The sequence below is a fragment of the Aeromonas sp. 3P genome (genome assembly GCF_051919745.1).
Classification (GTDB): Bacteria; Pseudomonadota; Gammaproteobacteria; order Enterobacterales; family Aeromonadaceae; genus Aeromonas; species Aeromonas veronii.
Window position 1 is genome coordinate 1,232,328 of record NZ_JBQBED010000001.1, and the last position, 26,137, is coordinate 1,258,464.

At 60.9% G+C, this 26,137-nt stretch carries 24 protein-coding genes; 16 read left to right on the forward strand and 8 right to left on the reverse strand.

The genetic code is table 11. The annotated features are described in order from the left end of the window. Positions 1-64 precede the first annotated feature (64 nt). Entirely contained in the window at positions 65-1,204 is a 1,140-nt protein-coding gene (locus ACTG19_RS05480) for a M20 family metallopeptidase (protein WP_058058027.1), read from the reverse strand. Positions 1,205-1,338: 134 nt separating this feature from the next. Further along, the gene (dcuC, locus tag ACTG19_RS05485) at positions 1,339-2,715 is read right to left on the reverse strand and encodes a C4-dicarboxylate transporter DcuC (RefSeq protein WP_128836092.1); all 1,377 of its coding nucleotides are present in this window, start codon (positions 2,713-2,715) and stop codon (positions 1,339-1,341) included. A gap of 285 nt (positions 2,716-3,000) precedes the next feature. Here dcuC and ACTG19_RS05490 point away from each other — a divergent pair, with 285 nt between their 5' ends. The 8 genes from ACTG19_RS05490 (at position 3,001) to ACTG19_RS05525 (ending at position 10,369) form a co-directional block, all read left to right on the forward strand. Further along, positions 3,001-3,315, forward strand: coding sequence for a hypothetical protein (locus ACTG19_RS05490; RefSeq protein ID WP_005337929.1), 315 nt, complete (start codon positions 3,001-3,003; stop codon positions 3,313-3,315). 335 nt (positions 3,316-3,650) lie between these two features. Further along, complete coding sequence (locus ACTG19_RS05495) at positions 3,651-4,001, forward strand: ArsC family reductase (RefSeq protein ID WP_201990443.1); 351 nt, start codon at positions 3,651-3,653, stop codon at positions 3,999-4,001. 19 nt (positions 4,002-4,020) lie between these two features. Next, on the forward strand, positions 4,021-5,148 hold the full coding sequence (gene dapE / locus ACTG19_RS05500) for a succinyl-diaminopimelate desuccinylase (protein ID WP_201990445.1): 1,128 nt from the start codon (positions 4,021-4,023) through the stop codon (positions 5,146-5,148). Further along, positions 5,145-5,834: a M15 family metallopeptidase gene (locus ACTG19_RS05505; RefSeq protein ID WP_113738788.1), complete on the forward strand. Its 690-nt coding sequence runs from the start codon at positions 5,145-5,147 to the stop codon at positions 5,832-5,834. Before dapE ends, ACTG19_RS05505 begins: the two co-directional genes overlap by 4 nt. After that, positions 5,831-5,977, forward strand: coding sequence for a hypothetical protein (locus tag ACTG19_RS05510; protein WP_005337933.1), 147 nt, complete (start codon positions 5,831-5,833; stop codon positions 5,975-5,977). The genes ACTG19_RS05505 and ACTG19_RS05510 overlap by 4 nt, the downstream gene beginning before the upstream one ends. 279 nt (positions 5,978-6,256) lie before the next feature. Continuing rightward, positions 6,257-7,984, forward strand: a complete 1,728-nt coding sequence (locus ACTG19_RS05515; protein ID WP_113738789.1) for a potassium/proton antiporter — start codon at positions 6,257-6,259, stop codon at positions 7,982-7,984. Positions 7,985-8,027: 43 nt separating this feature from the next. Further along, entirely contained in the window at positions 8,028-9,131 is a 1,104-nt protein-coding gene (locus tag ACTG19_RS05520; protein ID WP_113738790.1) for a beta-N-acetylglucosaminidase domain-containing protein, read from the forward strand. Between the two features lie 29 nt (positions 9,132-9,160). Then, positions 9,161-10,369 (forward strand): cation:proton antiporter, encoded by a 1,209-nt coding sequence (locus tag ACTG19_RS05525; RefSeq protein WP_113738791.1) that lies wholly within the window; start codon positions 9,161-9,163, stop codon positions 10,367-10,369. A 73-nt stretch (positions 10,370-10,442) separates the two neighbouring features. Here ACTG19_RS05525 and ACTG19_RS05530 read toward each other — a convergent pair whose 3' ends face one another. Continuing rightward, a complete protein-coding gene (locus tag ACTG19_RS05530) occupies positions 10,443-11,075 on the reverse strand; it encodes a LysE family translocator (RefSeq protein ID WP_005344345.1) in 633 nt (210 codons plus the stop codon). A 232-nt stretch (positions 11,076-11,307) separates the two neighbouring features. On the opposite strand from ACTG19_RS05530, the gene ACTG19_RS05535 reads away from it, so the two are divergent. The 3 genes from ACTG19_RS05535 (at position 11,308) to ACTG19_RS05545 (ending at position 13,929) form a co-directional block, all read left to right on the forward strand. Next, positions 11,308-12,930 (forward strand): methyl-accepting chemotaxis protein, encoded by a 1,623-nt coding sequence (locus ACTG19_RS05535; RefSeq protein ID WP_113738792.1) that lies wholly within the window; start codon positions 11,308-11,310, stop codon positions 12,928-12,930. Positions 12,931-13,105: 175 nt separating this feature from the next. Continuing rightward, a complete protein-coding gene (locus ACTG19_RS05540; protein ID WP_005337948.1) occupies positions 13,106-13,636 on the forward strand; it encodes a DUF1523 family protein in 531 nt (176 codons plus the stop codon). After that, the gene (locus tag ACTG19_RS05545) at positions 13,633-13,929 is read left to right on the forward strand and encodes a winged helix-turn-helix domain-containing protein (protein WP_005344341.1); all 297 of its coding nucleotides are present in this window, start codon (positions 13,633-13,635) and stop codon (positions 13,927-13,929) included. Before ACTG19_RS05540 ends, ACTG19_RS05545 begins: the two co-directional genes overlap by 4 nt. Positions 13,930-14,015: 86 nt before the next feature. Here the strand turns inward: ACTG19_RS05545 and ACTG19_RS05550 are convergent, their stop codons facing one another. Beyond that, positions 14,016-14,483: a hypothetical protein gene (locus ACTG19_RS05550; RefSeq protein ID WP_005337958.1), complete on the reverse strand. Its 468-nt coding sequence runs from the start codon at positions 14,481-14,483 to the stop codon at positions 14,016-14,018. A gap of 33 nt (positions 14,484-14,516) precedes the next feature. Next, complete coding sequence (gene rihA / locus ACTG19_RS05555) at positions 14,517-15,452, reverse strand: pyrimidine-specific ribonucleoside hydrolase RihA (RefSeq protein WP_439988844.1); 936 nt, start codon at positions 15,450-15,452, stop codon at positions 14,517-14,519. Between the two features lie 255 nt (positions 15,453-15,707). Between rihA and ACTG19_RS05560 the strand changes: the two genes are divergently transcribed. Continuing rightward, entirely contained in the window at positions 15,708-16,403 is a 696-nt protein-coding gene (locus tag ACTG19_RS05560) for an RluA family pseudouridine synthase (protein ID WP_439989592.1), read from the forward strand. Between the two features lie 155 nt (positions 16,404-16,558). Here ACTG19_RS05560 and udp read toward each other — a convergent pair whose 3' ends face one another. Then, on the reverse strand, positions 16,559-17,314 hold the full coding sequence (gene udp, locus ACTG19_RS05565; RefSeq protein ID WP_005337975.1) for a uridine phosphorylase: 756 nt from the start codon (positions 17,312-17,314) through the stop codon (positions 16,559-16,561). Between the two features lie 381 nt (positions 17,315-17,695). Here udp and yiaY point away from each other — a divergent pair, with 381 nt between their 5' ends. From yiaY to ACTG19_RS05580, 3 genes are all read left to right on the forward strand, one after another. After that, positions 17,696-18,847, forward strand: a complete 1,152-nt coding sequence (gene yiaY / locus ACTG19_RS05570; RefSeq protein ID WP_439988845.1) for an L-threonine dehydrogenase — start codon at positions 17,696-17,698, stop codon at positions 18,845-18,847. 136 nt (positions 18,848-18,983) lie between these two features. Continuing rightward, positions 18,984-19,322 (forward strand): outer membrane protein assembly factor BamE, encoded by a 339-nt coding sequence (bamE, locus tag ACTG19_RS05575; RefSeq protein ID WP_005337980.1) that lies wholly within the window; start codon positions 18,984-18,986, stop codon positions 19,320-19,322. Between the two features lie 171 nt (positions 19,323-19,493). Continuing rightward, positions 19,494-20,123 carry an NAD(P)H-binding protein gene (locus ACTG19_RS05580; RefSeq protein WP_113738797.1) on the forward strand — a complete coding sequence of 210 codons (630 nt, stop codon included), beginning with the start codon at positions 19,494-19,496 and terminating at the stop codon, positions 20,121-20,123. 144 nt (positions 20,124-20,267) lie between these two features. On the opposite strand, the gene ACTG19_RS05585 is transcribed toward ACTG19_RS05580, so the two are convergent. Then, a complete protein-coding gene (locus ACTG19_RS05585) occupies positions 20,268-21,962 on the reverse strand; it encodes a pyridoxal phosphate-dependent decarboxylase family protein (protein WP_236268457.1) in 1,695 nt (564 codons plus the stop codon). A 223-nt stretch (positions 21,963-22,185) separates the two neighbouring features. Continuing rightward, complete coding sequence (locus ACTG19_RS05590; RefSeq protein WP_439988846.1) at positions 22,186-23,202, reverse strand: lipoate--protein ligase A; 1,017 nt, start codon at positions 23,200-23,202, stop codon at positions 22,186-22,188. A gap of 430 nt (positions 23,203-23,632) precedes the next feature. On the opposite strand from ACTG19_RS05590, the gene ACTG19_RS05595 reads away from it, so the two are divergent. After that, complete coding sequence (locus ACTG19_RS05595) at positions 23,633-26,095, forward strand: diguanylate cyclase domain-containing protein (protein WP_439988847.1); 2,463 nt, start codon at positions 23,633-23,635, stop codon at positions 26,093-26,095. The last annotated feature ends 42 nt before the right edge of the window (positions 26,096-26,137 follow it).

Sequence of the window (26,137 nt, forward strand, 5' to 3'; positions counted from 1 at the left end):
CGTTTGGATTTGAGCGGACCAGTTTTGAGCGGGCCATGACGACCCGAACAAGGGATAAACCGGCTTATTTCGCCAGCTTGCCCAGCACCCGCTGCAGCAGGCGGATGCGCGGCTCGATGCTCTCCAGCAGCAGGAATTCCGCCTCCGAGTGGAAACCGCCGCCCATGGGGCCGAAACCATCCAGCGACGGCACCCCCGCGGCGGCGGTGAAGTTGGCATCCGAGCCGCCACCGGCTTCCAGCCAGTTGAAGGGGATCCCCTCCTCCTTGGCTGCCGCCTCCACCAGCGCCATCAGCGCCTCGGTGTCACCGCTCGGTCGCATCGCCGGCTTGAAGGTCTGGCGATCCACCTCGACCCGACAGCCCGCGAGGAAGGGGTTGTTGGCCATAAAGGTGAGCCGATCGTGTACCGCAGCGGCCTCTTCGTTGCTCCAGAAGCGCAGATCGACGATCGCCTCGGCAAAGTCCGGCACCACGTTGACGCCGGTGCCGCCCTGTACCACGCCGACGTTCATGGTGGTGCCCGTGGTCATGTTGACCTGCTCGTTGATGGCCAGCACCCAGTGCGCCAGCTCGGTGATTGCAGAGATCCCTTCGGTCAGGGCCGAACCGGCGTGGGACGCCTTGCCGTGGAAGGTGATGCGGTACTTGGCATTGCCCTTGCGGGCGCTGATAAGATCTCCGCTCGGGCGAGCAGCTTCAGCCACCAGCACGCAGCCGCTCTGTTTGGCCTTCTCCACCAGCCAATCTTTCGACCAGGGGGAGCCAATCTCTTCGTCGCAGTTGCAGCAGACCAGCACCTTGAGCTTGGCAAGCAATACCGGATCCATCTCTTTGAGGGCATACCAGATAGAGAGCAAGCCGCTCTTCATGTCCGAGACGCCGGGGCCAAAGGCTTGATTGCCTTCGATGTTCAGCGGGCGTTTGGCCGCCGTCCCCTCGGGGAAGACGGTATCCATGTGGCCGCACAGCATCACGTCGTAGTGATCGGCACCCGGCGCATTGGTGATCTCGAGGCAGGGGCCGCACTCGGCAGCAAACTGGTGGCGAGTCACCTGCCAGCCGATGGCCTCATATTTCTCGGTCATGATGTCGGCCACCTTCGCCACCCCGGCCGGGGTGCGAGTACCGCAATCGAGGTTGATGAGCGGGGCCAGATCGGCCAGATAGCTATCGAGGGAAAACGGGCTCTTTACAACTGTCATTATCTTCTCCATGCAACAATCAGCGTTGATGGCCGATCGTCTATTGCAACAATGCGACACAGTGAGAAAAAGGCGGGCAGCCATGCCACCCGCCCGACCGGTAAATTCCAAACACCACTACATAACCCACATCACTACATAAACAGCAGATAGTTGAGGGTCAGCGCCGTCAGCAGCGCCCCCGCCATCGGCACGCTGGTGCGCTTGACCACGGTAAAGGGCGATACCTTGGCAATCCCCGCACAGGCGATCAGCACAGCCGCGATGGGGGAGACGGTACGGCCGATACTGGAAGCGAGCTGCATCGGCAGCAGCATGGTTACCGCAGGTACGCCAAACTTGGCTGCCACCGCCGGTGCCAGGGTCGAGAAGCTTAGGAACGCCGCATTTCCGGAGCCCATGATGACCGCCGCTACCATGATCAGCGCCACCATCACCAGCGTCATCAGACCGCTGCCGATACCGGCATTGCTGGCAGAGTGCAGCAGGGTATCGATGGCGCCGATGGCCTTGAGGGATTCGGCAAACAGCTCGGCACAGACGATGAGCGCCACCACGGGGCCAAACACCTTGCCCATGCCGTCGAGGAAGCTCGACAGCCCGGCAAAAGCGGTACGCACCGAGCGGCTACGCAGCAGCTCGCACAGCATGCCGATAAAGACCGACAGCAGCATGGCCACCTCCACGCTCATCTTGATGTCGCTCACCAGCAGCTTGGAGAAGGTCATCATCAGCACGAAGGGGATGATCGGCAGCAGGGCATACCAGGTGGGCGCCTGCACGCTCTCGGTGCCCTGTTCGTCCAGCTCGGCGTGATCGCCGCGATGGAGCGCAGGATCCCAGCCATCCTTGCGATCGCAGTGACGCTGCCAGAAGAAGTGCAGCACCATGGTCACCAGCAGCATGGGAGCCACCAGCCAGATCTGGTAGTCGACAAAATAGCTGGTCGGATCCATGCCGGATTGACCGGCGGAGAAGATGGCGTTGGTCTGGGTCGGGCCAATTTCAAACGCCTGGGAGGTGGCGATGACACCACAGGCGGAGGCCGGGCTGATGCCGAGGTTGCGCATCACCGGATACATGGTGACCATCAACAGCAGGCCAAGGCCGGTGGCGGAGGTGACGAACAGGGAGACGAATACCGCTACCAGATAGCAGATGGAGAGCATCAGGTAGCTGGACTGGATGCCGGCCACCGGCTTGACCGCCACTCGCACCAGCGCCTGGGAGGCCCCGATATGAGACATGTAAGTGGCAAAACCCGCCACCGCCATGATGGTGAGGCCGAGGCCCGCCGCGCGGTAGGAGAAGATCCCCTTGAACACTTCGAACAGGTCGAACAGGGCGAAGCCGGTGCTCTTGTCAGCGGGGAGAATGGGGTGCAGCCCCAACCAGTAGGCCACTGCAAAAATGGCCATGCCCGCCAGCGCCAGCACCGCCTGCGGGTTGTAATCCTTGATGATGCCGTAGACCACGGCGACCAGAACGAGCAAGACGAATAAAAGTTCCAATATTCACTCCTGATAAATTTATCGAAGAGCGAAATCTAGTGATCTGACCACTGTTTGCCTTTGATCCCTATCAATAAAGGTGCCGTCACCGTGACTCATTAGCATAATATGTCGGCCATGTAACAATTTTTCGTTATTTCAACTACCGGAAAACCTTTATCACCCCATATCCGGGAATTGTGTGACGCGACTCCCCTCTTTTTTGCGTTGGATCAACATATGACGGCGCCGAACTGGCGAAGATGCGCTTCGACACATAGCGACCATTTCGCGCCGGAGAGAGTTATGACAAGCCAAGCCACCGCAGGTGCTTCGACCTGCGACTACAAGCTGTGGGACATCCTCGTCGAGTCTGCAAAGGAACGCACTACCATTCGTTACTCCAAACTGGCCAAGCAGGCCGGGCTGGAGCAGTGCCAGGATGAACTGCGCACCCTGCTGCAACGCATCCGCATGTACTGCACCGAAAACAACCTGCCGATCCTCTCCGCCATCGTGGTGGACGACGTGGGCAAATACACTGGCCTCTCTTCCAGCCTGCCTGATGCACCCTGGGAACGGGCCCGGGTCTTTGACCATGAGTGGACCACCCTGCACTGATTGAGGTGCTTGATAATGCCGACCAAAACGCGCCCGCTGGCGCGTTTTGGCTATCTGGCCTTTGCCCTTTCTCTTTTTCTCCTGCAAAAGCGGCTTTTCTCCTGCAAAAGCGGCTTTTCTCCCGCAATAGCCGCCCCATTGGGCACGCCCGCCGCACAGCTTATGATCTTGAGCTCAAAGCGCCGTTCAGGTGTGACCAGTCCCGGTAAAACCCGCGAGCCGGACCATCGGCGTTGCCATGGGATTGCCACAATGCCAGAATCGGGCCCTTGCACTGTGTTGATTCGGATTTTCGGGCACGGCCACGGCCAGCGCCCACAAGAGAAGGACTCCCCATGGCCATCACCCTCTATGGCATCAAGAACTGCGACACCATCAAGAAAGCCCGCAAGTGGCTGGATGAGGCCGGTATCGACTACCGCTTTCACGACCACCGCGCCGACGGCCTGAACCCGGACGATCTGGACAGCTGGCTGGCAAAACTCGGCTGGGAAGCCCTGCTCAACAGCCGCGGCACCACCTTCCGCGCCCTGCCGGATGAAGCCAAACAGGGACTCGATACCGCCAAGGCGCGCGCCCTGCTGATGGAACATCCGGCCATGATCAAGCGCCCGCTGCTCGACCGTGACGGCGAACTGACCCTGGGTTTCAAGGCTGATCACTACCAATCCCTCTTCTCCCGTTAAGGACAACTAAGGACAACTGATGTCGGATGTCATCGCACTGGCCAAGGATCTGATCCGCCGCCCCTCCGTTACCCCCCTCGATGAAGGGTGTCAGACCCTGATGGCGGAGCGCCTCGCCAGGATCGGGTTCGTTATCGAGCCCATGGTGTTTGAGGACACCACCAACCTCTGGGCCCGTCGCGGCAGCGAGGGGCCGCTGTTCTGCTTCGCCGGCCACACCGACGTGGTGCCCGCCGGGCCGCTGGACAAATGGCACACCCCGCCGTTCGAGCCGACCATCAAGGATGGCGTGCTCTATGGCCGTGGTGCCGCCGACATGAAGGGCTCGCTGGCTGCCATGGTGGTAGCGGTCGAGCGCTTCGTGGCCGAGCATCCGGATCACACCGGGTCCATCGCTTTTCTCATCACCTCCGATGAGGAGGGGCCCTTTATCAATGGCACCACCCGGGTGATCGACACCCTGGAGGCCCGCAACGAGAAGATCCGCTGGTGCATCGTCGGTGAACCCTCCTCCACCGCCGTTGTAGGCGATGTGGTGAAGAACGGCCGCCGCGGCTCCATCACCGGCGATCTGTTGGTTCGCGGAGTGCAGGGCCATGTCGCCTATCCCCATCTGGCGGACAACCCCATTCACAAAGCCGCGCCAGCGCTGGCGGAACTCGCTGCCACCGTGTGGGATGAGGGCAACGCCTACTTCCCGCCCACCAGCTTCCAGATCGCCAACATCTCGGCCGGCACCGGCGCCTCCAACGTCATTCCGGGCGAGCTGCAGGTACAGTTCAACTTCCGCTTCAGCACCGAACTGACCGACCTGGATATCCGCGAGCGGGTCGAAGCGCTGCTGGATAAACATGGCCTCGATTATCAGCTGAGCTGGACCCTCTCCGGCCAACCGTTCCTCACCGACACCGGCAAACTGCTGGCGGCGGCAGTCTCTGCCATCGAGGCGGTGAATGGCCAGCAGCCAGCCCTGCTCACCACCGGCGGCACCTCCGACGGGCGCTTTATCGCCCCCACCGGCGCCGAGGTGATTGAGCTCGGGCCGGTCAACGCCACCATTCACAAGGTGAACGAGTGCGTGAAGGCGGACGATCTGGATCTGCTGGCGGACATGTACCAAGGGGTGCTCGAGAGATTGCTGGCATGACGCAGGAACAACTGCTGGGGCTCGACGAGAGCCACCTTATTCTGGTGGGGCGCGGCCCCCATCGTCTGACCGCCGCCACCGCGGCGGCCTTCAATGACATGCAGGTGGCGGCCGCCTATGAGGGGTTCAACCTGCAGGCTGCCTCCAGCTGGCGCAGCTTCGAGCGCCAGCTCGCCATCTGGAATGGCAAGTGGCGCGGCGAACGGCCTCTGCTCGATGCCAACAGTCAGCCCATCGATGCCCTGCAGCTGGGCGAGATAGAGCGGCTGCACGCCATCCTGCGCTGGAGTGCCCTGCCCGGCACCAGTCGTCACCACTGGGGGACCGATCTCGATATCTACGACCCGGACTGCCTGCCCGCCGATACCAAACTGGCACTGGAGCCCTGGGAGTATGAAGCCGGGGGCTGGTTTGCAGATCTCAGCGAGTGGCTCAGCGATCATATGAGCGACTTCGGCTTCTTCCTGCCCTATGCCAAACCAGTCGGTGCAGGTAGCGGCGTCGCCTACGAGCCCTGGCATATCAGCTTCTCGCTGGAGTCCGACGAGCAGCGACTCGATCCCGCGGCACTGGCGCTTTGCCTGCAACAGGCGGATATTGAAGGCAAGTCGACCATATTGGCCAACCTTGATGAAATTTTGGCCCGTTATGTCACCACCTGTCCTGACGAAAGGAAAATCCCATGAATCTCTGGCTGTGGATAGGGTTGCCGCTGCTGTTCCTGCTCGGGCTGTTTCTCAATGCCATCAAAGACATGAAACGGCTGGAGAAGCAGTTGCCCAACTACAAGGACAAGATCCGCGAAGTGAAGGATGACGAGGACGACTGAATCCCGCCCCATCCCGTGGGGAGCGCCCTTGTGCTCCCCTCTCCCTCTGCTGTGCCGTTTCGCTTTTCCCCGCCCTTTCTTCCCTGCGCATCCTGAAATCGACGCTCCTTTGACTCCGCTTTCGATAACCCCGTCACTGTCAGAATATGGCGCGGCCATGCTGAAAAAAGGGATGAAAAATGTAAGAAAGTGCAAATTGATGCACAAATAAGCCACACAAGGGGGGCCTAACTGCATATAATGTGCCTACTTTGCACATTACTAGGAAGGAGTTCGCCCTTGGATGCCGCTACCATCAACAGTTTCTTTTTTGTCGCTGCCCTGTTGGTGGGAGCCAGCGTACTGTTGAGCGCCCTCTCTTCCCGCCTCGGTATTCCCATTCTGGTTATCTTCCTCGCCGTCGGCATGCTGGCCGGTGAGGATGGCCCAGGAGGCATCCACTTCGCTGACTACTCCATCGCCTATCTGGTGGGCAACCTGGCGCTTGCCATCATTCTGCTCGACGGCGGCATGCGCACCCGGGTCTCCTCGTTCCGGGTGGCGCTCTGGCCTGCCCTGTCGCTGGCGACGGTCGGGGTGGCCATCACCACCGGCCTGACGGGGCTCGCCGCTGCCTGGTTGTTTGACCTCAACCTGATGCAGGGGATGCTGATCGGCGCCATCGTCGGCTCCACCGATGCGGCGGCGGTCTTCTCCCTGCTTGGCGGACGCAGCCTCAACGAGCGGGTGAGCGCCACTCTGGAGATAGAGTCAGGCAGCAACGACCCCATGGCAGTGTTTCTCACCGTCACCCTCATCGAGGTGCTCGCCACCGCCCAGCAAGGGCTGGATGGGGGCTTCCTGCTGCTGCAACTGGTCAAGCAGTTCGGTCTTGGCGCCGGGATTGGCCTTGGCGGCGGCTGGCTGCTGTGGCGCCTCATCAACACCGCCCGCTTGGCGCCGGGGCTCTATCCGCTGCTCACCGTCAGCGGCGGCCTGCTGATCTTCGCCCTCACCACGGCGGTCGGTGGCAGCGGCATTCTCTCCATCTATCTCACCGGTCTGTTGCTCGGTAACCTCGCCCTGCGCAGCCGCAGCACCACATTGTCGGTGCTGGACGGTCTGACCTGGCTCAGCCAAATCGGCATGTTTCTGGTGCTGGGGCTGCTCGCCTCCCCCCACAAGCTGCTGCCCATCGCCCTGCCCGCGCTGGCGCTGGCGATGTGGATGATCCTGTTTGCCCGCCCGGTGTCGGTCTGGATCGGGCTGCTGCCGTTCAAGAACTTCGCCCCCCGCGAGCGCTGGTTTATCTCCTGGGTCGGCTTGCGCGGCGCCGTGCCCATCATTCTGGCAGTGTTCCCCATGATGGCGGGACTTCCCAATGCCCAGCTCTACTTCAACGTCGCCTTCTTCGTGGTGCTGGTCTCGCTGATTTTGCAGGGCAGCTCGCTACCGCTGGCATCAAAACTGGCACGGGTGGAAGTACCTGCACCACCGTCCCCCATCAACCGCTCCGGACTCGAGATCGATCTCGACAGCCAGTGGGAGACCTTCGTCTACCAGCTGGGGGAAGAGAAGTGGTGCATCGGCTCGCCACTGCGGGATCTGCAGATGCCCACCGGCACCCGGATCTGCGCCCTGTTTCGTGGCCGCGAGCTGCTCCACCCCTCGGGCAGTACCTGTCTGCAGGCCGATGACATCCTCTGCGTCATCGGTCACGAACGTGACCTCCCTGCCCTCGGCCAGCTCTTTAGCCAGGCGCCGGAGCAGGATCTCGGCCCCCGCTTCTTCGGTGACTTCCTGCTGGAAGCAGCCGCGCGGCTGGTGGATCTCGCCCCTCTCTACGGGCTGGATGTGAGCGAGGTGGCGGATCAGACACTGGGTGATTTTATTGCCAGTCAGTTGGGCGATAATCTGGTGGTCGGTGACCACATCGAATGGCAGGGCCTGATCTGGACCGTGGCCGAAATGGACGAGAGCGTGCCGAGCAAGATCGGGGTGCGCTTTCAGGAAGATGACCCGGTCTGACCGACCGTCCCGTATCAAGTCCCCAGCAAGAAGGGAGAGAGTTATGCCATATCAAAGTTTGCTGTCCGGCCCCCTGCCCCCCGCAGCCAATCTGGGGGTGATTGAAGGCTTTTTTGGCAAGGGATGGAGCTGGCAGGCCCGCGCCCGCTACGCCCAGTGGCTGCCACGCCACGGTTACGGCTTCTATATCTACGCCCCGAAAGAGGATGGCTATCTGCGCAAGCATTGGGCCCTCCCCTGGCCCGAGCAGCAGTTGGCAGATCTCGCCGAGCTGGCGCGTCAGTGCCGCGCCAACGGGCTCGCCTTCGGGGTGGGCTTGAGCCCGATGGGGGCTCATCACGACTACGATCGCAAACGCCCGGCGCTGCTTGAGAAAGTGCGCCTCATCGACGAGATGTTGCAGCCCGATATTCTGGCGGTGCTGTTTGACGATATGAAGGGGGATACCCCGGATCTGGCCCGTCACCAGCTCACCATCGCCCACGACATCGCGGCCCACAGCAAGGCGGCCCGCCTCATCTTCTGCCCCAGCTACTACTCGACCGATCCGGTGCTGGAGAAGGTGTTCGGTGCCATGCCACCGCGCTATCTGGAGGAGATTGGCGAACAGCTAGACCGCCGCTTCGAGATCTTCTGGACCGGCCCCAAGGTCTGCTCGACCGAGTATCCGGCGGTACACCTCAAGCAGGTGACCGAGCTGCTCGGCCGCAAGCCCTTCCTGTGGGACAACTACCCGGTTAACGATGGCAGCAAGGCGAGCAGCTACCTGCACCTGCGCGCCTTCGAGAACCGCCCCGCCGAGCTGGCAGAGCTGGTCTCTGGCCATGCGGTCAACCCGATGAAACAGGCAGCGCTCTCCGCCCTGCCCCTCGCTACCCTGCCGATGAGTTACCGACTCGGCAAGCAGTACGACCCCGACAAGGCGCTGCATGCAGCCCTCAACGCCACCTGTGGCCCGCAGATCTCGGCGATGATCGAGGCCGACCTGCCGCTGTTTCAGGATCTGGGGCTGGCACAGCTCACCCCCGAGCAGATTGCCGCCCTCAAGGCGCGCTACCTGCCGTTTCGCGATCAGGCTTGCGTAGACGAAATCGTGCGCTGGCTGGACGGCGAGTATGTGTTCGACCCGGACTGCTTGACCGATTAAACCGCCCCGCGGGGCTGGAAGGAGGTTGTATGGATGCACACCTGCTTTATCAGAATCTGGCGGTGATCGCTGCCTTCTTGCTGATCTACAGCCTGATCGCGGGGCGCTTTGAATCAAAACTGGTCAACGGCCCCCTGCTCTTTCTGCTGACCGGCTGGTTGCTGGGGCCGGGTGGTGTGGAGCTGATCGCCCTCTCTATCGACAGCGCCGGCATCAAGCTGCTGGCCGAGCTGACGCTGGTTATCGTGCTGTTCAACGATGCCGCCAACACCAACTGGCAGGTATTGCTGGCCAACCGCCAACTCCCCATCCGGCTGCTGCTGATTGGCCTGCCCCTCACCCTGCTCTGTGGCGCCCTGTTTGGCCACTGGATCTTCCCCGACCTGCCACTGCTGGAGATGGCGATCCTCTCGACCATTCTTGCCCCCACCGATGCGGCGCTCGGCAAGGCGGTGGTAAGCAACCCCGCGGTGCCGGCACCGGTGCGTGAAGGGCTCAATCAGGAGAGCGGCCTCAACGACGGTATCTGCGTGCCTGTGCTGCTTCTGCTGCTGGCTCTTATCGCCCCCACAGAGCAGCACGCAGGCACCGCCACCTTGGCTATCACCCTGATGCTGGAGGAGATCGGCATTGGCCTGCTGGTCGCCTTTGTACTGACCAGCCTCACCATCCGGCTACTGAAAATCTCCTATCTCAACGGCTGGCAACTGCCGCTCTGGCGCCAGCTCACCATGCCGGGGCTGGCCCTGCTCTGCTTTGCGCTGGCACAGACTCTCGGTGGCAGCGGCTTTATCGCCGCCTTTGTCGGCGGTCTCTTTATCGGCCACCGCCTCGGCGAGCACAAGCACGCCTATATGGACAGCTGCGAAGGCTACGGCGACCTGCTCTCCGTGGTGATCTGGATGGTGTTTGGCGCGACCCTGATGCCCATTCTGCCGGAGCTGCTGCACTGGCAATACTGGCTCTATGCTATTGCCAGCCTCACCCTGCTGCGGATGGTGCCGGTTTGGCTGAGCCTCATCGGTACCGGCCTCAAGCCGGAGCTCAAACTCTTTATCGGCTGGTTCGGCCCGCGGGGCCTTGCCAGTATCGTCTTTGCGGTGATGGTGCTGCAAAACGAGCCTGCCCTGATTGGCCAGCGCCCCATCATCGCCACCGTGCTCTGCACCATCATATTGAGCGTCATCCTGCACGGCCTCACCGCCAACCCCTGGGTCGAGCGTTTCAAGCCTCGCTGAGCCACCCGGTGCTCATAAAAAATGCCACCGACCGGTGGCATTTTTCTTTTGTGGCGAGAGTCACTGACAGCTCTTACCCGAGCGCCAGCCAGACTCCCACCCCCAGCATCAGAGTACCGGCGATGCGGTTCATCAGGGTGACGTTGCCGCTCTTGGCGAGGAAGTGGCGCAGAGTGCGGCCACCGCTGGCGTAGAGCAACAGGCAGGAGAACTCGATGACCAGGATCAGCGCCACCAGCGCGCTGATCTGCGGCGCCATCGGCTTGTCGGCAGAGATAAAGGGAGGCAGCAGGGAGATCATGAAGGCCCACCCCTTGGGGTTGGCGATGGCGGTGACAAAGCCCTGCAGCGCCAGCCCCATGGCGCTGGTCTGTTGACCGGCCGAGAGATCCGCCGGAATGGCCATCTTCCCCTTGGCCTGCCACATCTGGATGCCAAGCCAAACCAGATAGGCGCCCCCCACATATTTGAAGGCGGCGAAGATCCCCGGATAGTTGAGCATGATGGCTGCCACCCCGATCACCGACAGCACCGAGACCAGCCCGACCCCGATCAGCTCTCCCCACATCATGTGCAGGGTACGGCGCACCCCAAGGCTCATCCCCAGCGTCATCGACAGAGTCATGCACATGCCGGGGGTCACCGAGACAAAGAAAAAGGTCGGGATAAACAGAGCCAGAATGGCCGGATCGATCCAGCTGGACACAACACACCTCCATATGACGAGAGCGGGAAATCACGAAAACGGGACAGGATTGACACAACCCAGCCAGTTGTACCACATATTCAGGGGATAAAGCGCTAAATCATGCCTAAATGGCTCCTTTCTCACAAGAAAAAACCTTTTCTTCAGCACATTTCAGCAATAAAAGCCTGTGACAGCTCCTGACGTGCATGTGTAATATGTCGGCTCCTCCAATTCCGGATTAGAGCCATTTATGTCATTGAATAATCTATCAATACGTGTCCAGGTCTTGATACCTTTGCTGCTGGCCAGCCTGCTGATGATGGTGATGATCGCCATCAGCAAACAGGGTCTGGATGAAGCCATCAATGACATAGATGAGACGACCCAGACCGTGGTCCAGCACAAGGACGATATTGCCAAACTGATCCACGCCACCTACCGGCTACGCACCAGCGCCATCTATGGCCTCTACGATGCCAAGCTGTTTGCCGCACTGCCCGCAAACCTCAACAGCGCCGAGCAGGAGATCAACGCCATCCTCGGCCGTCTGGTGCTCCCCGGTGCCGAGCAGGATAACCGTCAGGTCGCTGCTGCCCTGCAGGCCTACCTCAGCCATACCCGCAGCAACATGCTGCCGCTGCTGGCGCAAAAACATCAGGGTGGCGGCGATCCGGTCGCCTACGAGGCGGCTCGCCTCCATTTCCGCGAGCTGGGTGAACAGCTGATCAAGCAGATCGACAGCATGTCCGCCCACATCAACCAGCTGATCCAGCAAGAGCTGGCCGAAGAGCAGGCCCACTACGACGCCACCCTGCTGCGTACCCTGCTGCTCACCGCCGGTACCCTGCTGGCGGCGCTGATCTGTGGCTGGGTCCTCTCCGGGCGCATCGTCAGCCCCATCGGTCAGTTGCAAGAGGTGATGCACGCCGTGGCGCAAGGGCGCTTCAACGTGCGCGCCAAAGCGGAGGGCAACAACGAGCTGACCCGTCTGGCCAAAGATATCAATCTCACTCTGGGGCAACTTGGTAGCACCATCGAGAGCCTGACCGGAATCAGCAACAGCGTCGCCTCCGCCGCCACCGAGCTGGCCGCCGTGATGACCCAGTCCGAGGCCAATGCAAAGCAGCAGCACAGCGAGATCGAACAGGTCGCCTCCGCCGTGACCGAACTCTCCAGCACCGCTGACAACGTCAACCACAACGCCGCCATCGCCGACGAGCTGGCGCGGGATGCCAATGGCCGGGTCGAACAGGGGCTCGCCCTCTTTACCGAAAGCATCGCCGCCAACAGCCGGATGGCAGGCAGTCTGGAAGATGCCGCCGCCATCGTGGCTCAGCTCAAATCCCAGTCCGAGCAGATCGGCAAGGTAATTGAAGTGATTCAGGGGATCTCCGAGCAGACCAACCTGCTGGCGCTCAATGCCGCCATCGAAGCGGCACGAGCCGGTGAAACGGGGCGCGGCTTTGCGGTGGTGGCCGACGAGGTGAGAATGCTGGCAGCCCGCACCCAGGACTCCACCAAGGAGATCCAGGCCATCATCGAGCGGCTGCAGGGCCAGTCCCAGTCCGCCAACAACGGCGTACAGGAGACTCTGGAGATCCTCAGCCATAACCAGCGCTTGTCGGCTCAGGTGCAGGATCTGCTAAGCGGCATTACCGGTGCCGTGCGCCAGATCAACGACGCCAACGCCCAGGTCGCTACCGCCGCCGAGGAGCAGTCCTGCGTTACCGCCGACATCAACCGCAACATCACCAATATTCACGAGATCGTGAGCCAGAGCTCTGCCGGCATCAGCCAGAGCGCCAGTGCCAGCAACGAACTCTCCCAGCTCGCCGAGCAGCAACGCAAGCAGCTGGCCCAATTCCAGCTGTAAGCGAACAAAGTGAACCAGACAAAAAGGCCCGCAGGGGCCTTTCTTGTTGATGGAGCAATGGCTTTGTCTCTGTTTTAAACGCCATTTTTTGGCCGTTGGTGCCATAAGGGGCTGGGCTGCCCTGTCAAATATCGGTATGGTAGAGGCACGTCACTCCCCCTCACGTGAGAACACCATGAGCCTGAGATTCAAGAAACCCGCTTTTATCGCCTTGGGGCTCATCGCCCTCATTTCCGCCGCCTGGCTCGACTACTACCTGCCGGAGCACACCATCGCCACCATCACCGGGGTCGAGGTGAAGCGCACCGACAAGGATGGCCCCATCAGCCAGAAGAACCCGGCTGACGGCCCCACCACCGACGTCTATTACATCTACACCGAGCGCCCCGGCGAGAAGATCCGGGTGTTCCGCAACGAAGATACCGAGTGGGGCTGGCCCTTCTACTTCAAGTTCAACGCCGCCGACGTCCAAGCCAAGGCCAAGTCCATGGAGTTCGAGAAACGCCTGGCCATCATTACCTCCTACGGCTGGCGCGTGAACATGTTCTCCATGTTCCCCAACGTCACCAAGATTGAGAGCACGGAACCTGACGCCTCCACCTGGAGCTTCTTCCGCTGGTTCTGGTTCGGCCTCTGGGCACTGGTGATGGGCAAAGCAGCCATTGCGACCTGGCGCTACTTCGATCGTCTTGAGGACGAGATATGAGTGAGCCGAGCAAGACCCGCACCAGCTTTTACCGGCGACTCTACGTGGCCTGGCTGATCAGTCAGGGCACGGATACGGTACCTGCCATCATGGAGGCGACCGGCATGCCGCGCCGCACCGCGCAAGATACCCTGAGCGCGCTGGCCGAACTCGATATCAGCTGCGCCTTCGAGCAGACCGAGGGGGCTCGCCACCTGCAGGGGCACTACCGTATCAGCGACTGGGGGCCCATCAATCCGGCGTGGATCAAGGCCCAGCTGCCTCTTATCAAGGAGACGCTGAGCTATCCCTGATCAGGGCGCTAAGCAACAATAAAAAAGAGAGGCCAGCCGGCAAGGCTGGCCCCTCTTTTTTCAGGCCGATGGCGTGACAGGTGGCTCTACTCGGGCATGGCCGAATCCTCAAGCTCCCCGTCTGACTCGCCGCGGGTGCAGTCGATGATGGAGCGCTTGGGGTTGTTGGGATCGCGCAGCAGCAGGGGCGCCAACCCCTCGTCATGCTTCTGCTCGTCACCAAACTCGCTGCCGTAGGCGTTGTGGGTCAACCGGCGGGCATTGGCGATGGGAGTATCGACAAAGAGAGCGTGCACTTCGAAGCTGGAGGCGGGCACGATAAAGCCGACCACCGGCAAGCCGTGCAGCTCCTCGTGCACCTTGTACCAGGCAAAGCCGTCGCTCACCTTGTAGGGGGTGTAGTTGGCCAGTTGTAGATTGGCGGGCCTGCCCGTCTCATCCACATAGAGATCGGTAAATTCACAGGTCGCCAGCCCCTGCCACATCCGCTCGAATGGCGTCGCACAGCCAGTCAGTTGCAACCCGGCCAGCAGCACCAAGCCTCTCTTCCACATTCCCCGCCCCTTCTTGCAAAAATGAACCGGCGCTCAGTCAAACGCCCGCAGCCGCGTCACCAGCAGATCGATAAAGCCCGGACGATCCAGCCCCAACAATACCAGCGCATTGGCTGGCTTGCCGGTCAGACCATAACGATCCACCACCGTCATCCCCACGGTATGCTCACCCCGGGTCTCGATATCGACCCGGCACTCGACCCCGTGGAACAGCTCGGGAGCCAGCAACCAGGCAATGGTACAGGGGTCGTGGAGCGGTGCACCAGCAAATCCCCACTTGGGATCCCGATGGTAGATCATGAAAAAGTCGAGCAGCCCGGCCACGCACTGGGCCACCGGATTGGTGATGGCGCGCACCCGCTCGATATCCTCATCCATCACCTGCGCCTCATGGGTCACATCGAGGCCACACATGGTGATGGGGATACCCGACTTGAACACCATATCGGCCGCTTCCGGGTCCACATAAATATTGAATTCCGCCGCCGGCGTCCAGTTGCCAGCCCCTGCGGCGCCCCCCATCAATACGATGCGGGCAATCTTGGGTTTGAGCTCGGGATGCGCCGCCAGCAGCAGGGCGATATTGGTCAGCGGCCCGGTCGGCACCAGGGTCACAGGTTCTAGGCTCTCGCGCAGACATTTGGCCATCAGCTCGATCCCCGTCATCCTCTGCGGTGCAAAGGCGGGATCCGGCAACTTGGGGCCATCGAGGCCCGATTCGCCATGGACGTTGTCGGCGATGATCAACTCGCGGGCCAGCGGTTTCGGTGCCCCCGCCGCCACCGGAATATCGTCACGTCCCAGCAGGGTGAGGATGCGCAGGGCATTGTTGAGGGTCTTGTCCGGCGTCTGGTTGCCCGCGCTGGTGGTGACCGCCAGCACGTCAAGTTCAGGGCTGGCCAGCGCCAGAATCAGGGCGATGGCGTCGTCGTGGCCGGGATCACAATCGAGAATAACGGGCAGTGCCATGGGATGAGTCCTTACAACATAACAGGGAGCCATACCTTAACAAGCAAGCCTCGGATGAACTCGGGAGGGGGTCACAAAACGGGGCCTTGTTGCTGACCTGGGCGGTTTGCACGGCACACCGCCCCGCTCAACGCGGCTCATTATCAAAAGGTTGCATGGCGTCATCCCATTCATTTTCCGAGACTGCGCACCGCCCATTCGCCCAGCCGCGCCGGTTCGGGTATGATCGCCCCCCGTTTTCTGCCCGTGCCCCCTATGTCCGTTATCGTCGATACCTTCATTGCTCCGCCCTGCAAGGCCGCCATCGAGATCCTGTTCGAAGATGAGCACCTGCTGCTCATCAACAAGCCAAGCGGCCTGCTGAGCCTCTCGGGCAAAAATCCGCAGAATCTCGACTCTGTTCATTATCGACTGGTGCAGGATTTCCCCGGCTGCACCCTGGTGCATCGCCTCGATTTTGGCACTTCAGGCATCATGGTGGTGGCCAGAAACAAGGCCATCAATGCCCTGCTCTGCCAGCAGTTCAGTCAGCGGGCGGTGAGCAAAGCCTACAGCGCCCTGCTGTGCGGTCATTTGATTGACGACGAAGGGGTTATCGACGCCCCCATCGCCAAGGATCCGTCGATTTTCCCGCTGATGAAGATCTGCGCCGCCAGCGGCAAGCCCGCCCGCTCCCGCTATCAGGTGATTGAGCGTCTGGATCAGCTAATGCAAGATCAGGCTGTGCCACTGACCCGGGTGCGGCTGGTGCCAGAGACCGGCCGCACTCATCAACTGCGGATCCACAGCCAGTTGCTGGGCCACCCCATCCTCGGCTGCGATCTCTATGGCGGTCTGCTGCAACCGGGTTGCGAACAGGCGCCGCGGCTGATGTTGCACGCCAGCGAGCTGGATTTTACTCATCCGGTAAACAGCGAGCCGATGCAGATCCGCTGTGCCGCCCCTTTTTAGAGGCAATGGGTAGAGGCCGTCAGTAGATGGTAATAAACGCGAGTGCGGCGGGATCAGTGAAAGGGGTGACGGGAAAAGAACAGGGGACAAACGGCGGATAAAGATAGGGGCCGTGCTTTCGCAACGGCCCCCACCCCCCACTCTTTGTGATGCTATCAGATCAGCTTGCGGGCAGCGCCCAGTACGATCTTGATGGCATCAGATTCGGTCTTCGCCATGGTCTCGGCGTTCGGGATCTCTTGCTGGGTACGGTTGACGATAACGCCAGCCACCATACCGGCACGCAGGCCCTGGCTGGAGCACATGGTCAGCAGGGTTGCGGACTCCATCTCATAGTTCAGCACGCCCATGGCTTGCCACTCTTTCATGGAACCCTGGAAACGGCTCACTACGCGGCCGGATACGGTGTCGTAACGCTCCTGACCCGGGTAGAAGGTGTCAGAGGAGGCAGTCACACCGATGTGCAGCTTGGAGCCCATCTCTTTGGCGGTGTTCACCAGCGCAGTGGTGCAGTCGAAGTCGGCAACAGCCGGGAACTCCATCGGAGCAAAGTGCAGGCTGGCACCGTCGAGGCGCACGGAACCGGTGGTCACGATCACGTCACCCACGTTCAGGTGCGGCTGGATGGCGCCAGTGGTACCGATACGCAGGAAGGTGCGAATACCCAGCTGGGCCAGCTCTTCTACCGCGATGGAGGTGGACGGGCCACCGATACCGGTAGAGCAGATGATCACGGCCTTGCCGTCCATCTCGCCGCGCCAGGTAGTGAATTCACGATGGCTGGCCAGGTGCACCGGGTTATCCAACAGCTCTGCGATACGCTTCACGCGCTCGGGGTCACCGGGGACGATCGCCAGGGTGGCGCCTTGCAGATCCGCTTTCTTCAAACCCAAGTGAAATACATCAGACATATTGGACTCCTGGTTGCCCCCTGCCAGCATGGTCAGGGCACAAGTTAAGATGATTCTTTATGATACTTTCAAGCCTTTACCCCCCTCTTCGGGGAGGCGCCAACTATGGTCGAAAGCGCTTTCCAATTCCTTGAAGCGCCTCACACTTCCACGCATTGACAGTGACAAACATTGCGCAAAACGTTTGCTAACTCAATGAAATAATTGACAAACGTTTTCTGCCAATCGAGTCAGATGCAGGAAAGTCAAGCCTGGTTCAGCGCTTAATTAACGACTCGTGATCGACCCCGTAAAGTTGTAAACAAGATGCTTTTGTATCCCTTTCTAGATGGTAGCCTAGCTCTCAACTACCACTTAATGGCTAACTATAGGAAGTCCATCATGGCTACATTCAAGTTCTATATTCCCGCTATCAACCTGATGGGTGCCGGCTGTCTGCAAGAGGCTGCCGCCGATATCAAAGGTTACGGCTATCGCAAGGCGCTGATCGTCACCGACAAAATTCTCAACCAGATCGGCGTGGTCGCCAAGCTCACCACCCTGCTGGCTGAACATGGTATTGAAAGCGCTGTTTTCGATGAGACCAAACCCAACCCCACTACCAGCAACGTCGAAGCGGGTCTGGCCATGATCAAGGCCAACGGCTGCGATTGTGTCATCTCGCTGGGTGGCGGCTCGCCCCACGACTGCGCCAAGGGCATTGCGCTGGTCGCCGCCAACGGTGGCAGCATCAAGGATTACGAAGGGGTGGATCGCTCCGCCAAGCCGCAGTTGCCGCTTATCGCCATCAACACCACCGCCGGTACCGCCTCCGAGATGACCCGCTTCTGCATCATCACCGACGAAGCGCGCCACGTGAAAATGGCCATCATCGACAAGCACGTTACCCCGCTGATGTCGGTCAACGATCCCGAGCTGATGCTGGCCAAGCCGGCCGGTCTCACCGCCGCCACCGGTATGGATGCCCTGACCCACGCCATCGAAGCCTATGTCTCCACCATCGCCACCCCGGTAACCGATGCCAGCGCCGTGATGGCCATCGAGCTGATTGCCAAGCACCTGCGCACCGCCGTTCACCATGGCGATGACCTGCATGCCCGCGAGCAGATGGCCTACGCCCAGTTCCTGGCCGGCATGGCCTTCAACAACGCAAGCCTCGGCTATGTGCACGCCATGGCCCACCAGCTGGGCGGTTTCTACGACCTGCCCCACGGTGTCTGCAACGCCGTGCTGCTGCCCCACGTTCAGGCGTTCAACGCCCAGGTGAGCGCGGCTCGTCTGAAGGATGTCGCCCGCTACATGGGGGTGGATGTGAGCGCCATGAACGACGAGCAGGGCGCCGCCGCTGCCATTGCCGCCATCAAGCAGCTGGCGCTGGATGTGAAGATCCCGGCCGGTCTGGAGCATCTCGGCGTCAAGGCCGATGACTTCGATACCCTGGCCAGCAACGCCCTGAAAGATGCCTGCGGCTTAACCAACCCGAAACAGGCGAGCCACGAAGAGATCGTTGCCATCTTCCGCGCGGCGATGTAAAGGCCACCGGATTGCCAGAAAGGGTCGCAGTGCGGCCCTTTTTATTGGCTGATGGATCAATGGCTTTTTACTTCCGTGGAGGGAGTCGGTATGATTTGCCGAGCCAAAAAGACTGTATGGATGATCTGAACTCGATATGCGGATGAAACACCTGATTGCCGCGGCTTTGACCGCCCTCACCCTCTCCGGTTGCAGCCTGGTCTATCGTATCGATATTCCCCAGGGCAACTATGTGGAACAAAAACAGGTCGACAAACTGCGCCAGGGGATGACCCGCGAGCAGGTCAGCTATGTACTGGGAACCCCCATGCTGCGTGACGGCTTTGACCCCAACACCTGGTACTACCTCTATGAATTCCAGCCGGGCCACGGCGACAAGGAGCGCAAAGAGCTCACTGTCACCTTCGCCAATGACAGGCTGACCACAGTGACGGGTGACTTCCCACTGCCAGCAGCTTTCAATACCCCGCTCTGATATCCCGCAAAACCGGCCTCGCGCCGGTTTTGTTTTATCCAGCCCCGCGTAATTCATCCTGCCCGACAACACTGAGTCATTTCTCCCCATTGCAGCTGCCCGCAAATTGCCTGATGCTGATGAGCAGCCACCATGGCATCAACACCATCGAATGACACAGGGAGAATCCCCATGAGCCGGATCCTGATTGCCGGAGCCAGCGGCCTGATCGGTCGCGAACTGCTGCAGCAACTGCCTGCCGAACATGAACTGACCCTGCTATGTCGCCAGCCGGGCAAGGAGGCACACCACTGGCTGCCGGTCAATTTTGATGATCTGGCCAGCGTCACCCTCTCCCGCCCGGTCGATATCGCCTTCTGTGCCCTTGGTACCACCCGCAAGGAGGCGGGCTCTGCCGAGGCGTTTCGCCGGGTCGATCTCGACTATGTGGTCGCCTTTGCCGAGCTGGCCCGCCGCCACGGTTGTCAACGGCTGATCGTGGTCTCGAGCATGGGGGCCAGCGCATCGTCCCCGGCTCTCTATCCGCGTACCAAGGGAAAGATGGAGCAGGCCCTGCTGGCCCAATCCTGGCCACGGCTCGCCATCGTGCGGCCCGCCATGCTGCTGGGGGATCGCCAGCCACCGCGCCTCTCCGAGCAGGTCTTTCAGACCATCTACCCGCTGTTTCGGCCACTGCTGGTGGGCAAGCTCGCCCGCTGGCGCGCCATCGAGGCCCGTCAGGTGGCTCGCGCTATGATCGCCCTCTCGAAAATGCCCGCCGGGTGCGAAATTGTCGAAAACGAGCAGTTGCTGACCCTCTGAACCCGGCCTTCCCCACTGATTACGCACAGTGCTGCAAAAACAGCAGGGCAAGCCAATTGGCTTGCCCTTTGTCTATCTGTTGGCGAGGTATCCTGACCGCCTCTTGCCATCACAGGCTGCGCTCGGCTGTCAGGGCAACATCCATCAACCGCGAATATGGTCGATAAAGGTGTCGATCTGCTCACGGGTGCAGGCGGGGTTCATAAAGACCGCCTTCTCTCCGGCGATATAGGAGTACTTGCCGCGGGCGTCATAGTCGGAGTGGGCCACCGCCTCCACCCAGTTGGTGTAGAGCCCCACCTTGCCGCGCCCCTTGAACAAGCTGCGGTGATAGTCAGTGTTGCGCTGCAACCGCGTCTTGTAGGCGGGATCGCTTGAGCGGGCCAGCTCGAAGGCGAATTCGGCTTCCGGATCGCTCACCCACTCGGGGTTGTAGATCTTGAAGCCGACGCTCGGCCCCTGATTCTCCTGCGCCACCAGCTTGACGTTGCCGAGCTGGCTTAACCGGAAGCGGAAGTAGTTGGCATTTTGCAGGCAGTGGGCCAGCACGATACGATACCCCTCCACTCCCATGTAGTTGAGCGCCGCATAGGCACCGAACAGGCCGCTCGCGCCGCGGGAGCACTCGATGGTGGATTGCAAGTGGGTCTGGCCCTGAATGTCCCGCTCGAAGTAGGAGAAGTTCTCCGGGTCATTCTCCATCGCCTTGAGATCATCCTGCTCCTTGATCATCACCAGACTGGAGGTGTAGGGCACATAGCCCCACTTCTGGAAGTCGACGGTAAAGGAGTCGGCATATTTCAGCTCGGCAAAGCGTGCCACGTTGCGCTCGATCCCCGCCAGAGTGGCGCTGTTGATGGCGAGCGGGTTGGCGGCAAAGTCGTAACCCAGGAAGAAGATCATCGACCAGCCGATGGCGGCATCGACGTGGATGTGAGGTTTGACCGCCACCTCGAACTGCTCGCAGAGGCGATTGCGCAGCTCGAACACGGGTTTCACCTGATCCACACCGAAGGTGTCGGTGGTGCCCATGGTGAGCATGATGGTCGGCACCACGTGTTTCAGGGCAAAACAGGCGGTCAGGGTGCGCTCGAGGTGGTCGAGATCGATGTCGTTGTTCTCGCCGACCTGAATGCGGATGGTCTTGTTCTCGATGTCGACCCCGAGCAGGGAGAGGTTGGTAATGTTGGAGTAGTGACCGCCCTGGGAGTTGATTATGCGGTAATCCTGATAGTGGCCTAGCCCCTTGTGCTTGGCCTCCGGCAAGGTTTTGCGAATGCCGAGCAGGTAGCCGTAGAGGTTACAGAAGGTACCCCCCTGGGTGAAGATGCCGGTGGCCCGCTCGGGGTCATAGCCTGCCAGCAGGGCAATCTGGCGCACCACCTTCTTCTCCAGCTCCTCGGCCACTCCGGCGTATTCGGAGTAGACCAGATTGGGGTTGGCCAGAATTCCCATCTGGGCGCCGTAGATGGCGGGATCCGCCGACATGGTGATGACGTTCTCGACGCTGGAGGGATTCTCCCAATCCTTCGACAGGGCGGCGGCAAACAGCAGTTCGGCCATCGGCTCGCCCGAGGTGCGCATGGTGGCGGGCACCGGCATGGTCTCGCAGAGATCGGCCAGGCGGGCACGGCCATCAGGCCAGGCGTTCAGGCGGGCATCGGGCGCCAGACCACGGGCCCGAAATTCGTTGAGGGTGGCAAATCCGGGTTCGCGAAAAACGGGCCAGAGATCGGGATTGCGCGAGAAAAAGTTGGCTTTGACTGTGGCGAAACGGGCGGAGAAATCGGGGTGAACGGCATTGACGCTTTCGTCTTGCAAATAAACTAAGTCACTCATTTTTATACCATTAGTACAGCAAATGTGCGGCCGTTATACCCCTGTACCTGCGGGGCCGACAGTGACAATATCTAATGGCCTACCCTACTTTTTGTCATGTATCAGCCATAACAAGGGCTGGCAAAAAGGCGCCTTTGAGGCGCCTCTTTAGATTTCGTGATCTTGCTCCCACCCTGGCTGACAGCGCCCTCACTACCAGACCACCATCAGCGCAGCGTCCCCCTCAACGCAGGGAGGTCAACAGCCACTCGGCAAACTCCGCCAGCTCGCTCTGCTGATGCGGAAAGGCCGCCAGCCAGGGCTGCAGGCGCGCGGCGACAGCCTCCGGTCGATAGCCGCAACCCGCCAGTTCGGCCGCCAGCAGATCAAACGGGGCCGGCTCCAGAGTATCGCTAAAGAGCTGCGCCCGGGTGATGACCCCTTTCTCCACATCAAAGTGCAACTCCACCCCGCCCCAGCTGAACCGCTCCTCCAGCAGATGGCTGAAGGCCGGGGCATGGCCATAGTTCCACTCCCAGCTGCGCTGGCGGGCGAAGGTCTCGGCAAAGCCCGGCAGATCCGGCATCTGCTCGGGGGAGATATGCTCGGGCTCAACTCGCGCGCCGTAATGGTGGAAGAAGGCCTCGACCAGCGCCTCGCTCACCTGTTGATGACCGATCCCTGGCAACAGTTCGCACAGATTGGCCACCCGGCTGCGCACCGAGGTGATCCCCTTGGCCGCCAGCTTCTTGGGGTCGGGGTTGAGGTAGTTGGCAAGGCGGCCGAGATCGGCATCCAGCAGCAGGGTGCCGTGGTGGAACCCGCGATCCAAAGTCTCCCGATAGGCCGACCCCGATACCTTGCGCTCCCCGTCAGGGGTGGCCACCAGCAGATCGTTGCGACCGGAGGCAAACGCCTCGATCCCCAATCGCTTGAGCCCGTCCAGCACGATGGCGGTGGAGACGCTCTTGTCATACTCCGGCTTGCCCGCCATGAAGGTGAAGCAGCTGTTGCCAAGGTCGTGGAACACGGCGCCGCCACCGCTGCTGCGACGCGCCAGGGTCACCCCGTCCTCTTCCATCCGGCGGGTATTGCACTCCTTCCACGGGTTCTGGGCTCGGCCGATCACCACGGTATTGGCGTTGCGCCAGAGGAACAGCACCCGCTGACCGGGGTCCATCTGGCGGAAGATGCACTCCTCAACGGCCAGATTGAACAGGGGATCGTGAGAGTCGGAGAGAAGCAGACGCAAGCGGGACATAAAAAGACCTTATCCGGAACTGGGGGCAGCATGATAACACTGACGGGGTACCATCACTGAGCCGTTGCACATTAACCGGTGCGCAGCAGCCGCGATACATTTGCGTCACACCTGACTGCCCTATAAAAGTATCTATTGATATAACGACACAGCTTGACGTGCAACCACGGAAAAAATGCAGTCAAGCCACAATGACAACGATAAAAACGGGAAAAAGTGGCTAGAATGCGACCACTTCGATAGGCCATATGACTCTCTTATTGGTCACATAACTTGCAAAAAAACGGCATGTATCCATCCCGTGTGATGAACGACACAAAAATGACTTCCCAACCCCCCTATACCCCATTGCAAACGCCTTTTCTCCCCTTGCAGGTGACACAAAATTGCTTGAATCTAGCCTAGACACCGCTCCCGAGAGAAACGTTGTATGACGGAGAACGCAGCCCCCCGCCAGCCCCTCAGCTGGTTTCTGCCAATGCTGGTCGGTATGGTCATCGCGACCCTGACCTCTTCCCCCGTGCGAGCCGGCGAGCAGGTCATCGTCCAGTTGCCGTGGCAACACCAGTTCCAGTTTGCCGGTTACTACGCGGCCATCGCCAAAGGGTTTTATCGGGAGGCCGGTCTGCATGTCACCCTGCGCGAAGCGGACTCCCGCACCGATGTGGTCAGCGAGGTGATCTCGGGAAAGTCCCAGTTTGGCATCAGCGGCAGTGACCTGCTGCTGGATCGGGCTGCCGGTCGCCCGGTGGTGGTGCTCGCCGCCCTGCTGCAGCACTCGCCGCTGGTTCTGCTCACGCTGGATAGGCCAGATATTCGCAACCCGGCCGATCTGGCCAACAAGCGACTGATGCTGGAGCCTGGCTCCAACGAGCTGCTGACCTACCTTTCCCACCATACCCGCAGCCGCGACTGGGTCACCCTTCCCTACAAACAGGGGATAGAGGCACTGCTGGCGGGCAAGGTGGATGCCATCAGCGCCTACAGCACTACCGAGCCCTTCTATCTGCAACAAAAAGGGATCCCCTATCGGGTCTTCAGTCCGCGCACCATCGACTTCGACTTCTACGGCGACAACCTGTTTACCTCCGAGCGGGAGCTGATCACCCGACAGGATCGGGTCTACGCCTTCCAGCAGGCCAGCCTCAAGGGGTGGCGCTATGCGATGGACCACCCCGAAGAGATGATCAACCTGATCATGGAGCAGTACCCGACCGGGGCTGGCCGTGAACAGCTGGAGTTCGAGGCTCGCGAAACCAGAGAGCTGATGCAGCCAGATCTGATCGAACCTGGCTACATGCAGCAGGAGCGCTGGCTACAGATCGCCAAAACCTATCTGGAGGCGGGCATGCTCACGGTATTGCCCAACCTCGACCGCTTTATCTACGACCCGGCGCAGGAGCGGCTGCGCCAGCAACGGCAACTGCTCGACAAGAGCGTGGCGGTGGCCATGCTCATCACCTTTACCCTGATGACCCTGCTCGGCATCTTCTTGCACCTCTATCTGCGCCTGCGTGAGGAGGCGCGGGATCGCCAGCGGCTGACCCGTGAACTGGCCCAGAGCGAGCAGCACTATCGCTTCGTGGCGGAGAACAGCGCCGATGTGATCTGGACCATGGATGCCGCCAGCTTGCGCTTTCGCTATGTCAGCCCGGCCATCGCCCCTCTGAGCGGCTACGAAGCCCCCGAGTTGTTTGCCCTGCCCCTCAAACAGCTGCTGCCGGATGCCTCAAGGCAACTGCTGCGCGAGGAGATCTCCGCCACCCTGGAGGCCTGGCAGCGGGGGGAGCATGACCAGACTCGCCGGGTCATTCGCACCCAGCTGCGCCACAAGGATGGCCATCTGGTGGCGACCGAAACCATCATCACCCTCCATGGCAACCACAATGCCCAGCCGGAGGCGATCCTCGGGGTCACCCGGGATATCACCGAGCGGGCAGCGCGAGAGGAGATGATGCGCCGCCTCGCCTTCTACGACCCCCTCACCGGGCTGCCCAATCGCCGCTTGCTGCAGCAACGGCTCAAGGAGCTGATGGAGCAGGAGACGCCCCGTCCGCTGGCATTGATGTTTATCGATCTCGATCACTTCAAGCCGATCAACGACACCTTCGGTCATGAGACCGGGGATATTCTGCTCAATATGGTGGCCGAGCGGATGAGCCACTGCGTGCGCAAACAGGATCTGGTGGCACGGCTGGGGGGCGACGAGTTCGTTATCTTGCTGCCGGAGACCGGCGACGAAGTGCTGGCAGTAGCCGACAAGCTGCACCAGCAGCTGCGCCATTCGTTCCAGCTGGAGGGGCAGGAGCTGCTCATCTCCAGCAGTATCGGGCTGGCGCTCTACCCCGAGCACGGGGAGGATGCCAAGACCCTGATGCACCACGCCGATCAGGCCATGTATCAGGCGAAGAATCGCGGCCGCGGCCGGGTCTGCCTCTATACCGAAGGCCTTGATCCCGAGCAGGGCGCCCTGCTGTGGCAACCCGGCCACGAGTGCGGTCACCCGCGCATCGATGCCGAGCATCGCCAGCTCTTCGTGCTGACCAACCGGCTGCTGGAGCGGATGAAAGATCAGCACGAGGATCCGGCCCCATTTCTGGAGAGTCTGGAGAGCCTGTTCGACATGGCTCGTCACCACTTCGCCTTTGAAGAGCAGATGCTGGCGGAGATAGACTATCGGGAACTCGTCAGCCACCGTCAGGATCACCAGCGCCTGCTCAACAAAGCGAGCCAACTGCTGCACGCCGCCAAAGCGGGGACATTGGGCAACGACGAGCTGCTCAACTTCATCATTCAGGAGCTGGTAGTCGGCCACATGAGTCAGGCGGATCGCCGCTACTTCCCCCTGTTCAGATCTGAGCGCAGCCTGTCGGTTGCGGAGGTGGTCGCCTAGTCCCCCTCTGCTCAGACCCGAGCGTAATGCGCCTCTTGCGAA

What these genes read in the sequence shown, in the direction of transcription:
- ACTG19_RS05595 (WP_439988847.1), top strand. Translation starts at nt 23,633, where the DNA reads ATGACGGAGAACGCAGCCCCCCGCCAGCCCCTCAGCTGGTTTCTGCCA.
- rihA (WP_439988844.1), bottom strand. Translation starts at nt 15,452, where the DNA reads ATGGCACTGCCCGTTATTCTCGATTGTGATCCCGGCCACGACGACGCC.
- ACTG19_RS05505 (WP_113738788.1), top strand. Translation starts at nt 5,145, where the DNA reads ATGACGCAGGAACAACTGCTGGGGCTCGACGAGAGCCACCTTATTCTG.
- ACTG19_RS05590 (WP_439988846.1), bottom strand. Translation starts at nt 23,202, where the DNA reads ATGTCCCGCTTGCGTCTGCTTCTCTCCGACTCTCACGATCCCCTGTTC.
- ACTG19_RS05520 (WP_113738790.1), top strand. Translation starts at nt 8,028, where the DNA reads ATGCCATATCAAAGTTTGCTGTCCGGCCCCCTGCCCCCCGCAGCCAAT.
- bamE (WP_005337980.1), top strand. Translation starts at nt 18,984, where the DNA reads ATGCGGATGAAACACCTGATTGCCGCGGCTTTGACCGCCCTCACCCTC.
- ACTG19_RS05490 (WP_005337929.1), top strand. Translation starts at nt 3,001, where the DNA reads ATGACAAGCCAAGCCACCGCAGGTGCTTCGACCTGCGACTACAAGCTG.
- ACTG19_RS05495 (WP_201990443.1), top strand. Translation starts at nt 3,651, where the DNA reads ATGGCCATCACCCTCTATGGCATCAAGAACTGCGACACCATCAAGAAA.
- ACTG19_RS05540 (WP_005337948.1), top strand. Translation starts at nt 13,106, where the DNA reads ATGAGCCTGAGATTCAAGAAACCCGCTTTTATCGCCTTGGGGCTCATC.
- dapE (WP_201990445.1), top strand. Translation starts at nt 4,021, where the DNA reads ATGTCGGATGTCATCGCACTGGCCAAGGATCTGATCCGCCGCCCCTCC.
- ACTG19_RS05525 (WP_113738791.1), top strand. Translation starts at nt 9,161, where the DNA reads ATGGATGCACACCTGCTTTATCAGAATCTGGCGGTGATCGCTGCCTTC.
- ACTG19_RS05580 (WP_113738797.1), top strand. Translation starts at nt 19,494, where the DNA reads ATGAGCCGGATCCTGATTGCCGGAGCCAGCGGCCTGATCGGTCGCGAA.
- ACTG19_RS05560 (WP_439989592.1), top strand. Translation starts at nt 15,708, where the DNA reads ATGTCCGTTATCGTCGATACCTTCATTGCTCCGCCCTGCAAGGCCGCC.
- yiaY (WP_439988845.1), top strand. Translation starts at nt 17,696, where the DNA reads ATGGCTACATTCAAGTTCTATATTCCCGCTATCAACCTGATGGGTGCC.
- ACTG19_RS05545 (WP_005344341.1), top strand. Translation starts at nt 13,633, where the DNA reads ATGAGTGAGCCGAGCAAGACCCGCACCAGCTTTTACCGGCGACTCTAC.
- ACTG19_RS05585 (WP_236268457.1), bottom strand. Translation starts at nt 21,962, where the DNA reads ATGAGTGACTTAGTTTATTTGCAAGACGAAAGCGTCAATGCCGTTCAC.
- ACTG19_RS05510 (WP_005337933.1), top strand. Translation starts at nt 5,831, where the DNA reads ATGAATCTCTGGCTGTGGATAGGGTTGCCGCTGCTGTTCCTGCTCGGG.
- udp (WP_005337975.1), bottom strand. Translation starts at nt 17,314, where the DNA reads ATGTCTGATGTATTTCACTTGGGTTTGAAGAAAGCGGATCTGCAAGGC.
- ACTG19_RS05480 (WP_058058027.1), bottom strand. Translation starts at nt 1,204, where the DNA reads ATGACAGTTGTAAAGAGCCCGTTTTCCCTCGATAGCTATCTGGCCGAT.
- ACTG19_RS05550 (WP_005337958.1), bottom strand. Translation starts at nt 14,483, where the DNA reads ATGTGGAAGAGAGGCTTGGTGCTGCTGGCCGGGTTGCAACTGACTGGC.
- ACTG19_RS05535 (WP_113738792.1), top strand. Translation starts at nt 11,308, where the DNA reads ATGTCATTGAATAATCTATCAATACGTGTCCAGGTCTTGATACCTTTG.